Source organism: Bradyrhizobium sp. LVM 105, from assembly GCF_003957705.1.
GTDB classification, from domain to species: domain Bacteria; phylum Pseudomonadota; class Alphaproteobacteria; order Rhizobiales; family Xanthobacteraceae; genus Bradyrhizobium; species Bradyrhizobium frederickii.
Window position 1 is genome coordinate 605,792 of sequence record NZ_QZMV01000003.1, and the last position, 10,328, is coordinate 616,119.

Below are 10,328 nucleotides of genomic sequence, written 5' to 3' on the forward strand. Positions count from 1 at the left end.
CTTCGCTCCCCTGTATGGAGACCAGCATGAATTTCCTCAAGACGATGGTCGCTGCCGGCTTGGTCGCCGCATCGACGACGGTGGCGCTTGCCGCCGACATCACGGGCGCCGGCGCGACGTTCCCGTTCCCGATCTATTCGAAGTGGGCTGACGCCTACAAAAAGGAAACCGGCAACGGACTGAACTACCAGTCGATCGGCTCCGGCGGCGGCATCAAGCAGATCCAGGCCAAGACCGTGACCTTCGGCGCCACCGATGCGCCGCTCAAGGCCGAGCAGCTCGAGAAGGACGGCCTCGTGCAATGGCCGATGGTGATGGGCGCCATCGTCCCCGTCGTCAATCTCGAGGGCGTGAAGCCGGGCGAACTGCTGTTCGACGGCCAGACGCTGGCCAATATCTATCTCGGCAAGATCACCAAGTGGGACGACGCCGCGATCAAGAAGCTCAATCCGAACCTGAAGCTGCCGTCGGACGCGATCACCGTGGTCCGCCGTTCGGACGGCTCGGGCACCACCTTCAACTTCACCAACTACCTCTCCAAGGCCAGCGCGGATTGGAAGAGCAAGGTCGGCGAGGGCACCGCGGTCGAGTGGCCGGTCGGCGTCGGCGCCAAGGGCAACGAAGGCGTGTCAGGCAATATCGGCCAGACCAAGAACTCGATCGGCTATGTCGAATACGCCTATGCCAAGCAGAACAAGCTGACCTACGCCGGCCTCGTCAACAAGGCGGGCAAGCCGGTGCAGCCGACCGTCGAAGCATTCCAGGCGGCCGCCTCCAACGCCGACTGGGCCAAGGCGCCCGGCTATTACGTCATCCTGACCGAGCAGCCGGGCGAGAAGTCCTGGCCGATCACGGCGGCGACCTTCATCCTCATGCACAAGGATGCCACCGACAAGGCGGCCTCGCAGGAAGCCATCAAGTTCTTCCGCTGGGCCTTCAAGAACGGCGGCAAGGCGGCCGAGGAACTCGACTACATCCCGATGCCGGACAGCGTCGTCCAGCAGATCGAGAAGACTTGGGCTGCCGAGATCAAGAGCTGAGACCATCAGCTCTCGTGTCCCGGACGCGGCGCAGCACGCAAGTGCTGCTCCGCAGAGCCGGGACCACAAGAACTGGGCCCCGGATCAGCGGCGCACCGCTGCGCGCTGCACCGCATCCGGGGCACGAGACCAATAAAAAGTGTATTCTTTGGTACAGGGGATCGGCGTGGCAGAAATGGCCGTTCAGAGCGATGTGATCGACGACGCCGGACCGTATGACCGCGCCAAGGCCTTGAGCGCGTTCAAGCTCGGCGACGTCACCTTCTACTGGATCACGCGGTTGTCCGCGATCTCGGTGCTGCTCATTCTCGGCGGCATCATCATCTCGCTGATCGTCGGCGCGTTCCCGGCGATCAAGGAATACGGCCTCTCCTTCCTCTGGACGCAGCGCTGGGCGCCGTCGGCCGATCCGCCCGTGCTCGGCGCGCTCGGACCGATGTACGGCACGCTCGTCACCTCCTTCATCGCGATGCTGATCGCCATTCCCGTCGGCCTCGGCATCGCCATCTTCCTCACCGAGCTCTGCCCGCAATGGCTGCGCCGCCCGATCGGCATGGCGGTCGAGCTGCTCGCCGGCATCCCATCGATCATCTACGGCATGTGGGGCTTCTTCGTGCTGGGCCCGTTCCTGGCCAACACCTTCCAGCCCTTTATGATCAGGGTCTTCGACGGCGTCCCGGTGCTGGGCGCGATCTTCGCAGGTCCCCCGTCCTATCTCAGCCTGTTCAACGCCGCGCTGATCCTCGCCATCATGGTGCTGCCCTTCATCACCTCGATCTCGGTCGACGTGTTCAAGACGGTGCCGCCGGTCCTGAAGGAAGCCGCCTACGGCGTCGGCTGCACCACCTGGGAAGTCGTCCGCAGCGTGGTGATCCCCTACACCCGCGTCGGCATCATCGGCGGCGTCATGCTGGCGCTGGGCCGCGCGCTCGGCGAGACCATGGCGGTGACCTTCATCATCGGCAACTCGTTCCGGATCTCCTCCTCGATCTTCGCCCCGGGTACCACGATCTCGGCGGCGATCGCGTCCGAGTTCGCCGAGAGCGACGGCCTGCATCAGTCCGGCCTGATCCTGCTCGGCCTGCTGCTGTTCGTGCTGACATTCTTCGTGCTCGCGGCCGCGCGGCTGATGCTGATGCGGCTGGAAACCAAGGCCGGGAAGTGAAGCCATGAACCCGATCTATGCACGCCGCCGCCGCTGGGACATCGTCATCCGCGGCCTCTGCATCGCCGCCGCCGCCTTCGGCGTCACCTGGCTCGCGCTGATCCTGGTCACGCTGCTCTACAACGGCATCAGCGGCCTGAACCTGGAGCTATTCACCGCGGACACGCCGCCTCCGGGCTCGACCGACGGCGGCCTGCGCAATGCCATCGTCGGCTCGATCATCATGACCGCGATCGGCGTCGGCATCGGCGCGCCGCTCGGCCTGTTCGCCGGTACCTACCTCGCCGAGTACGGCCGCAACGACAAGCTGACCTCGGTGATCCGCTTCATCAACGACATCCTGCTCTCGGCGCCTTCGATCATCATCGGCCTGTTCATCTACGGCGCGGTGGTGGTGCCGATGCGGGGCTTCTCGGCGATCGCGGGCGCGCTGGCGCTCGCCGTGATCGTGATCCCGGTCGTGGTGCGCACCACGGAGGACATGCTGCTGCTGGTGCCGAACCCGCTGCGTGAAGCCGCCAGCGCACTCGGCCTGCCGCGCTCGCTGGTGATCAAGCGCATCGCCTACCGCGCGGCCCGCTCCGGCCTCATCACCGGCGTGCTGCTCGCCACCGCCCGCGTCGCCGGCGAGACCGCGCCGCTGCTGTTCACCGCGCTGTCCAACCAGTTCTTCAGCCTCGGCCTGGACAAGACGATGGCCAACCTGCCGGTGACCATCAACAACTTCGTGCAGAGCCCCTACGCCTATTGGAAGCAGCTCGCCTGGAGCGGTGCGCTGCTGATCACCCTGACTGTGCTTGCCCTGAATATTGGCGCCCGCATCCTTGGTGCCGAGAGGACCGCAAAATGAGTGAAATGTCTGTTTCCGTCAGCGCGCCGAGCGTTCATCCCGGCTCGCAGCCGCTGCCTGAGGCGCCTGCCAAGGTCACCGCGCGCAACCTGAATTTCTACTACGGTGAGCACCACGCGCTGAAGAACATCAATCTGGCGCTCGGCACCAACCGCGTCACGGCCTTCATCGGCCCGTCCGGCTGCGGCAAGTCGACCCTGCTGCGCATCTTCAACCGGATGTACGACCTCTATCCGGGGCAGCGCGCCACCGGCCAGCTGCTGCTCGACCACACCAACATCCTCGATCCCAAGCTCGACCTCAACCTGCTGCGCGCCCGGGTCGGCATGGTGTTCCAGAAGCCGACGCCGTTTCCGATGACGATCTACGAGAACATCGCTTTCGGCATCCGCCTCTACGAGAAGATCTCGAAGTCCGAGATGGACGACCGCGTCGAGAAGGCGCTGCGCGGCGGCGCGCTGTGGAACGAGGTCAAGGACAAGCTCAACGCCTCCGGCCTGTCGCTCTCCGGCGGCCAGCAGCAGCGCCTCTGCATCGCCCGCACCGTCGCGGTGCGGCCCGAGGTGATCCTGTTCGACGAGCCGTGCTCGGCGCTCGACCCGATCTCGACCGCCAAGGTCGAGGAGCTGATCCAGGAATTGTCCGAGAACTACACGATCGCGATCGTCACCCACAACATGCAGCAGGCGGCGCGCGTCTCCGACAAGACCGCCTTCATGTATCTCGGCGAGCTGATCGAGTTCGACGACACCAGCAAGATCTTCACGTCGCCGACCGACCGGCGGACGCAGGACTACATCACCGGCCGGTTCGGCTGAGGAGACGCAATATGGGTACTGAACATACCGCAAAGGCCTTTGACACCGACCTCCAGGAGCTCACCCGCCTGGTCGCCGAGATGGGCGGGATCGCCGAGCGCATGATCGTCGATTCCGTCGATGCGCTGATCCGTCGCGATGTCGCGCTCGGCCAGCGCGTCGTCGCCATCGACGCCGATCTCGACGCGCTGCAGAAGCGCATCGAGGAGCGCGCCGTGCTCACCATCGCCCGCCGCCAGCCGATGGCGGTGGACCTGCGCGAGATCGTCGGCGCCATGCGGGTTGCGACCGATCTCGAGCGCATCGGCGACCTCGCCAAGAACATGGGCAAGCGCGTCGCCGCGCTGGAGACCGACTTCCATCCGCTCAAGCTGTTCCGCGGCCTGGAGCACATGACCGACCTGGTGCAGCAGCAGGTCAAGTCGGTGCTCGACGCCTATGCCGCGCACGATCTGCCGGCGGCGATGGCGGTGTGGAAGGGCGACGAGGAAGTCGACGCGATCTGCACCTCGTTGTTCCGCGAGCTCCTCACCTACATGATGGAGGATCCGCGCAACATCTCGTTCTGCATCCATCTGATGTTCTGCGCCAAGAACATCGAGCGCATCGGCGACCACGCCACCAACATCGCCGAGACCGTGTTCTACATGATCGAGGGCCAGGCGATCACCGACAAGCGGCCGAAGGGCGACATGACGAACTTCGCCACGACGATCCCGAATACCTAAGGAGCGACGACACCATGGGCGCACGCATTATGGTGGTTGAGGACGAGGAAGCTCTCACCGAGCTGCTGCGTTACAACCTCGAAGGCGACGGCTATGACGTCGAGACGGTGATGCGCGGCGACGACGCCGACACCCGCCTCAAAGAGCACATTCCCGATCTGATCGTGCTCGATTGGATGCTGCCGGGCCTCTCCGGCATCGAGCTGTGCCGGCGCCTGCGCACCCGGCCCGAGACCAAGCAGCTGCCCATCATCATGCTCACCGCGCGCGGCGAGGAGAGCGAGCGGGTGCGGGGTCTTGCGACCGGCGCCGACGATTACATCGTCAAGCCGTTCTCGGTGCCGGAGCTGCTGGCGCGCGTGAAGGGCCTCTTGCGCCGCGCCAGTCCCGAGCGGCTCGCCACCGTGCTCGCCTATGGCGACATCGAGCTCGACCGTGACAAGCGCCGCGTCGCGCGCTCGGGCCGCCCGATCGATCTCGGCCCGACCGAATATCGCCTGCTGGAGTTCTTCCTGGAGCATCCCGGCCGGGTGTTCTCGCGTGAGCAGCTGCTCGACAGCGTCTGGGGCCGCGACATCTACATCGACGAGCGCACCGTCGACGTCCATATCGGCCGCCTGCGCAAGCTGCTCAATCTCGGCCGCGAGCAGGATCCGATCCGCACCGTCCGCGGCGCCGGCTACGCACTGGACGATCGCTTCGCCAAGGCGGAGCAGGCGTCGGGTTAGCAGGCGTTGGGTGTAGCGGCTGTAGCCGCACTCTCCGTGTCGTCCCGGACAAGCGTCAGCGCAGATCCGGGACCCATAACCACAGGACGTGGTTTGGCGAAGACTCGGAGTCACCATCTCGCGCAACAATTGCGCCCTGTGGTTATGGATCCCCGCGTTCGCGGGGATGACACCGAGTCATTGGAGCCGTCATCGTGTGACGGCTGCAGTCTAGGCGATCAGTTAATTCCGCGAGCTCACCGCGTGGGCTTCGCCGGTGCGCGGCGGCGATCGGCTGCCGGCTGATACGCCACGCGCGAGTGCTGGGCGCAATAGGGCAGGCCGGACAGCGCCTTGCCGCCGCAGAAGAAGAAATCCGGGCTCGAGGGATCGCCGACCGGCCAGTGGCAGGTCGCCTCGTTCAATTCGAGCAGCGACAGCCGCTGGCTCATCGGCACCACGTTGTCGTAGGTGACGGGCTCGGCCTCGATCTCGACCTCGAAGGCCTGCGCCAGCGCGGTGTTGCCGCGCGCGATGGGGCGGGTCACCCGCATCATGTGCTGGGCGGGACGCGCCTTGCGCGGCCGGGGCGCGGCCGACGAAGGGCTCTTGGCGCGGCCGGACAGGCCGAGCCTGTGCACTTTGCCGATCACGGCATTGCGGGTCACATTGCCGAGCTCTGCTGCGATCTGGCTGGCCGAAAGTCCGGCCTCCCAGAGCTTTTTCAGCTGCTCGACGCGATCGTCGGACCAGGTCAAAACCGTCATTGCACCCTTTCCCTCGCCGCGCGGCTGCCATCCTGGGGCCTTCGCAGCGATTGTCTAAGCCTTCAAAAACCCGTGCCGCCAGAATCCCTTAAGGCTCGCCGGGCGCGCTCAAGACGCCCGAACGTTTACGCCGGTACATGAGGACTTAAGGGATCAGAACTGCTGCACGAGATGTCGTATCTGACAGTCCAAACGCTACAATATGGCGTGACTCCCGCGCAAGAGTCCGCCGACTCGCGTCCACATGTTCCGTGGTGAAAAACCCGCAAAATCGGCACCGCAAGACTACGGATTCAGCGTTTCGCGGGGCTTTCCGGGCGGCATTGACACCCGTTTCACCAGGCCTAAGATGGTCGCGCGTGCCGCCCTTAAAAGGCGGCACGTTTCGTTTTCCGGGCCGGTCAATGGTGCGTTGCGCAAAGCACGCCTCACACCGTCCGCAACATCAAGTGGCCGTCATGACTAACAGCGCAGCCCCGCATTTGCTCCCCGTTTTCGCCAGGGCCAACCTCGGTTTCGAACGCGGCGAAGGCTGCTGGCTGATCGCGACCAATGGCGATCGCTATCTCGATTTCACCTCGGGCGTCGCCGTCAATGCGCTCGGCCATTGCCACCCGCATCTGATCAAGGCGTTGCAGGAGCAGGCGACGAAGCTGTGGCACATGTCGAACCTGTTCCAGAGCCCGGACGGCGAGAAGCTTGCTGCGCGCCTGTGCAACGAGAGTTTTGCCGACTTCGTGTTCTTCTGCAATTCCGGCGCCGAGGCGCTGGAGGGCGTGATCAAGCTGGTGCGCCATCATCACTTCTCCAAGGGGCATCCGGAACGTTACCGCATCATCACCTTCGAAGGCGCCTTCCACGGCCGCACGCTGGCGACGCTCGCTGCGACAGGCTCTGCAAAATATCTCGAAGGGTTCGGTCCGCCGATGGACGGCTTCGACCAGGTGCCGCATGGCGACCTCGACGCCGTCAAGAAGGCGATCGGCCCCGACACCGCCGGTATCCTGATCGAGCCGATCCAGGGCGAGGGCGGCGTGCGTTCGGCACCGCCCGCTTTCCTCAAGGCGTTGCGCCAGCTCTGCGACGAGAAGGGCCTGCTGCTCGCCTTCGACGAGGTGCAGACCGGCATGGGCCGTGCCGGCGATCTGTTCGCGTATCGGCGCACCGGCGTCACGCCTGACGTGATGTCGCTGGCGAAGGCGCTCGGCGGCGGCTTCCCGATCGGCGCCGTGCTGGCGAGCGCGGATGCGGCGGCCGGCATGGGCCCCGGCTCGCACGGCTCGACCTTCGGCGGCAATCCGCTGGCGATTTCCGCGGCCAACGCCGTGCTCGACGTCATGCTCAAGCCCGGCTTCTTCGACCACGTGCAGAAGATGTCGCTGCTGCTCAAGCAGAAGCTCGCTTCCGTGATCGACCGTCATCCCGACATCGTCAACGAGGTGCGCGGCGAGGGCCTCCTGATCGGCATCAAGGCCGTCGTGCCCTCGGGCGATCTGGTGGCCGCCTTGCGCGACGAAAAGCTCCTGACCGTCGGGGCCGGCGACAATGTCGTGCGTTTCCTGCCGCCTTTGATCGTCACCGAGGCCGAGATCGAGGACAGCGTCGGGCGGCTGGAGCGTGCCTGCACCGCATTGGCGGCCGGCCAGAGCAAGCGGGCGGCAAGCTGATGAGCAAGTCTCCCAACAAGACGCCGAAGCACTTCCTCGACATCAACGAGCTGCCCTTGTCGGAGCTCAAGCGCATGCTCGCCGCATCAAGCGCCATGAAGGCGAAGCAGAAGGCGCACCAGCCGGTGCGGCCGCTCGAAGGCAAGACGCTGGCGATGATCTTCGAGCGTCCCTCGACGCGGACGCGGGTGTCGTTCGACGTCGGCATGCGCCAGCTCGGCGGCGAGGCGATCATGCTCACCGGCGCCGAGATGCAGCTCGGCCGCGGCGAGACCATCGCCGACACCGCGCGCGTGCTGTCGCGCTATGTCGACGCCATCATGATCCGCATCCTCAATCACGATGCGTTGCTGGAGCTTGCGGCCAACGCCACCGTACCCGTGATCAACGGCCTGACGCGGCGCTCGCATCCCTGCCAGGTGATGGCCGACCTCATGACCTACGAGGAGCATCGCGGCCCGATCGAGGGCAAGACGGTGGCCTGGACTGGCGACGACAACAACGTTCTGGCGTCCTGGGCGCACGCCGCCGAGCGCTTCAAGTTCCAGCTCAACGTCGCAACGCCTCCGGAGCTCGCGCCGAAAAAGGCGATGCGCGACTGGGTCAAGGCGACGGGCGCGCCGATCGTGCTCGGCACCGATCCGGAAGCCGCCGTGCGCGGCGCCGATTGCGTCGTCACCGACACCTGGGTGTCGATGGGCGACAAGGAAGGCGAGCATCGCCACAACGTGCTCAAGCCCTACCAGGTCAACGGCAAGCTGATGTCACTTGCCAAGCCCGATGCGCTGTTCATGCATTGCCTGCCTGCCCATCGCGGCGAGGAGGTCACCGACGAGGTGATCGACGGCCCGCAATCGGTCGTGTTCGACGAGGCCGAGAACCGCCTGCACGCGCAAAAGGGCATCTTGGCCTGGTGCTTCGACGCGGTGAAATAACTGCGCTGGCGGCCCGGCTGCCGCCTCATACACAAGTGTCGTCCCTGCGAACGCATTGCGAACGCAGGGACCCATATCGCGGAATCTCTCTTGTGGCAGGCTGGGCGACGCCAACAGTCTTCGCCAAATCGCAGCCTGTGGTTATGGATCCCGGGCTCGCGCTTCGCGCGCCCCGGGACGACATCGAATTTGAGGCGGCTTGCCACCGCTCAACCCGCACCCGGAACATGCCACCTCCGCGCCCCTTCCATTTCCCACCTCCGACCCCAGATAGAGCGCCATGGTTTTCCAATCTCCTGACATGAAGACCGGGTCCGAAGGCCCGGTTCGCGCGCCATCCGCAGTTCCGATCGATGACGCCGTGCTGCCCTACGAGGTCGATGCACTCGACGTGCGCGGGCGCCTGGTGCGGCTTGGTCCGGCACTCGACGACATCCTGACCAAGCACGATTATCCCGCGCCCGTCGGCAAGCTGCTCGGCGAGGCCATCGTGCTGACGACGCTGCTCGGCTCGGCGCTGAAATTCGAGGGGCGCTTCATCCTCCAGGCCCAGACCGACGGTCCGGTGTCGTTCCTGGTGGTGGACTACCAGGCGCCGGATCGCCTGCGCGCCTATGCCCGCTTCGATGCCGCGCGTCTCGGCGACGCCAGGGATTCCGGCGCGCTGCTCGGCCGCGGTCATCTCGCCATGACCATCGACCAGGGCCCCGACATGAGCCGCTACCAGGGCCTGGTCGCGCTCGACGGCGGCAGCCTGGAAGACGCCGCCCACGAATATTTCCTGCGCTCCGAGCAGATCCCGACCAAGGTGCGTCTCGCGGTCGGCGAGGAGTGGCGCTCCAACGACGGCGGCAAGCATCGCTGGCGTGCCGGCGGCATGCTGATGCAGTTTCTGCCGAAGGCGCCGGAGCGCGCGCGGCAGGCGGACTTGCATCCCGGCGATGCCCCTGATGGCGTCGAGGTGCATGCCATCACCGAGGACGATGCCTGGGTCGAGGCGCGTTCGCTGATCGAGACCGTCGAGGACGTCGAGCTGATCGATCCCGAGCTCTCCGGCGAGCGGCTGCTGTTCCGCCTGTTCCACGAGCGCGGCGTGCGCGTGTTCAATCCGCTGGTTCTCAAGGCGCAGTGCTCCTGCTCGCGCGATGCGGTTGCCGCGATGCTCAAGAGCTTCTCGCCCGACGACCGCGCCGCCATGGTCAAGGACGACAAGGTGGTCGTGACCTGCGAGTTCTGCAGCTCGGTCTACCAGTTCACGCCGCACGAGGCGGGCGTCGAGGACGCGTAGCGAGCTCTCGTAGGGTGGGCAAAGGCGCAAAGCGCCGTGCCACGATCTCTCGATGACGGCAGCTCAGCTCCTGTAGCCCGGATGAGCGGAGCGATATCCGGGGCCGCCCGCCTGCATCCCGTGCTGTCCCGGATGTCGCTCCGCTCATCCGGGCTACGGCACCCCTTGCTGTGTCGCCCTCTGTCAATCCATCCAAGCAAAAATATTCCACTTTACCGAAATTCGGTTTTGACGTATGTGTCGTCCATCCCGGCTCATCCAGGAGGGGCGATCTTGCGGTCGTCATTTTCGCGAGCCGGGCTTGCGGTGGACGCGGCAGCGTCGGCACGAGATGGCGCGGGCAGGGCGGGTAGTCCCTGTGAG

Annotated in this window: 10 protein-coding genes; 9 read left to right on the forward strand and 1 reads right to left on the reverse strand. The window is 65.5% G+C overall.

The window, feature by feature from the left end; all coding sequences use genetic code 11:
* Positions 1-26 precede the first annotated feature (26 nt).
* The 6 genes from pstS (at position 27) to phoB (ending at position 5,329) form a co-directional block, all read left to right on the forward strand.
* Entirely contained in the window at positions 27-1,040 is a 1,014-nt protein-coding gene (gene pstS, locus D6B98_RS12355; protein WP_126257255.1) for a phosphate ABC transporter substrate-binding protein PstS, read from the forward strand.
* 175 nt (positions 1,041-1,215) lie between these two features.
* A complete protein-coding gene (pstC, locus tag D6B98_RS12360) occupies positions 1,216-2,205 on the forward strand; it encodes a phosphate ABC transporter permease subunit PstC (RefSeq protein WP_164718557.1) in 990 nt (329 codons plus the stop codon).
* Between the two features lie 4 nt (positions 2,206-2,209).
* A complete protein-coding gene (gene pstA / locus D6B98_RS12365) occupies positions 2,210-3,055 on the forward strand; it encodes a phosphate ABC transporter permease PstA (protein ID WP_126257257.1) in 846 nt (281 codons plus the stop codon).
* Positions 3,052-3,873, forward strand: a complete 822-nt coding sequence (pstB, locus tag D6B98_RS12370; protein WP_126257258.1) for a phosphate ABC transporter ATP-binding protein PstB — start codon at positions 3,052-3,054, stop codon at positions 3,871-3,873. The genes pstA and pstB overlap by 4 nt, the downstream gene beginning before the upstream one ends.
* 11 nt (positions 3,874-3,884) lie before the next feature.
* Positions 3,885-4,601 carry a phosphate signaling complex protein PhoU gene (gene phoU / locus D6B98_RS12375; protein WP_028138971.1) on the forward strand — a complete coding sequence of 239 codons (717 nt, stop codon included), beginning with the start codon at positions 3,885-3,887 and terminating at the stop codon, positions 4,599-4,601.
* Between the two features lie 14 nt (positions 4,602-4,615).
* Positions 4,616-5,329: a phosphate regulon transcriptional regulator PhoB gene (gene phoB, locus D6B98_RS12380; RefSeq protein ID WP_126257259.1), complete on the forward strand. Its 714-nt coding sequence runs from the start codon at positions 4,616-4,618 to the stop codon at positions 5,327-5,329.
* A 236-nt stretch (positions 5,330-5,565) separates the two neighbouring features.
* On the opposite strand, the gene D6B98_RS12385 is transcribed toward phoB, so the two are convergent.
* Positions 5,566-6,075 (reverse strand): GcrA family cell cycle regulator, encoded by a 510-nt coding sequence (locus tag D6B98_RS12385; RefSeq protein ID WP_126257260.1) that lies wholly within the window; start codon positions 6,073-6,075, stop codon positions 5,566-5,568.
* A gap of 458 nt (positions 6,076-6,533) precedes the next feature.
* Here D6B98_RS12385 and D6B98_RS12390 point away from each other — a divergent pair, with 458 nt between their 5' ends.
* From D6B98_RS12390 to D6B98_RS12400, 3 genes are all read left to right on the forward strand, one after another.
* Positions 6,534-7,742: an aspartate aminotransferase family protein gene (locus D6B98_RS12390; RefSeq protein ID WP_164718549.1), complete on the forward strand. Its 1,209-nt coding sequence runs from the start codon at positions 6,534-6,536 to the stop codon at positions 7,740-7,742.
* A complete protein-coding gene (gene argF, locus D6B98_RS12395; RefSeq protein ID WP_126257262.1) occupies positions 7,742-8,677 on the forward strand; it encodes an ornithine carbamoyltransferase in 936 nt (311 codons plus the stop codon). Before D6B98_RS12390 ends, argF begins: the two co-directional genes overlap by 1 nt.
* 280 nt (positions 8,678-8,957) lie before the next feature.
* Positions 8,958-9,965 (forward strand): Hsp33 family molecular chaperone, encoded by a 1,008-nt coding sequence (locus tag D6B98_RS12400; RefSeq protein WP_126257263.1) that lies wholly within the window; start codon positions 8,958-8,960, stop codon positions 9,963-9,965.
* Positions 9,966-10,328: the final 363 nt, after the last annotated feature.

What these genes read in the sequence shown, in the direction of transcription:
- pstS (WP_126257255.1), top strand. Translation starts at nt 27, where the DNA reads ATGAATTTCCTCAAGACGATGGTCGCTGCCGGCTTGGTCGCCGCATCG.
- pstC (WP_164718557.1), top strand. Translation starts at nt 1,216, where the DNA reads ATGGCCGTTCAGAGCGATGTGATCGACGACGCCGGACCGTATGACCGC.
- pstA (WP_126257257.1), top strand. Translation starts at nt 2,210, where the DNA reads ATGAACCCGATCTATGCACGCCGCCGCCGCTGGGACATCGTCATCCGC.
- pstB (WP_126257258.1), top strand. Translation starts at nt 3,052, where the DNA reads ATGAGTGAAATGTCTGTTTCCGTCAGCGCGCCGAGCGTTCATCCCGGC.
- phoU (WP_028138971.1), top strand. Translation starts at nt 3,885, where the DNA reads ATGGGTACTGAACATACCGCAAAGGCCTTTGACACCGACCTCCAGGAG.
- phoB (WP_126257259.1), top strand. Translation starts at nt 4,616, where the DNA reads ATGGGCGCACGCATTATGGTGGTTGAGGACGAGGAAGCTCTCACCGAG.
- D6B98_RS12385 (WP_126257260.1), bottom strand. Translation starts at nt 6,075, where the DNA reads ATGACGGTTTTGACCTGGTCCGACGATCGCGTCGAGCAGCTGAAAAAG.
- D6B98_RS12390 (WP_164718549.1), top strand. Translation starts at nt 6,534, where the DNA reads ATGACTAACAGCGCAGCCCCGCATTTGCTCCCCGTTTTCGCCAGGGCC.
- argF (WP_126257262.1), top strand. Translation starts at nt 7,742, where the DNA reads ATGAGCAAGTCTCCCAACAAGACGCCGAAGCACTTCCTCGACATCAAC.
- D6B98_RS12400 (WP_126257263.1), top strand. Translation starts at nt 8,958, where the DNA reads ATGGTTTTCCAATCTCCTGACATGAAGACCGGGTCCGAAGGCCCGGTT.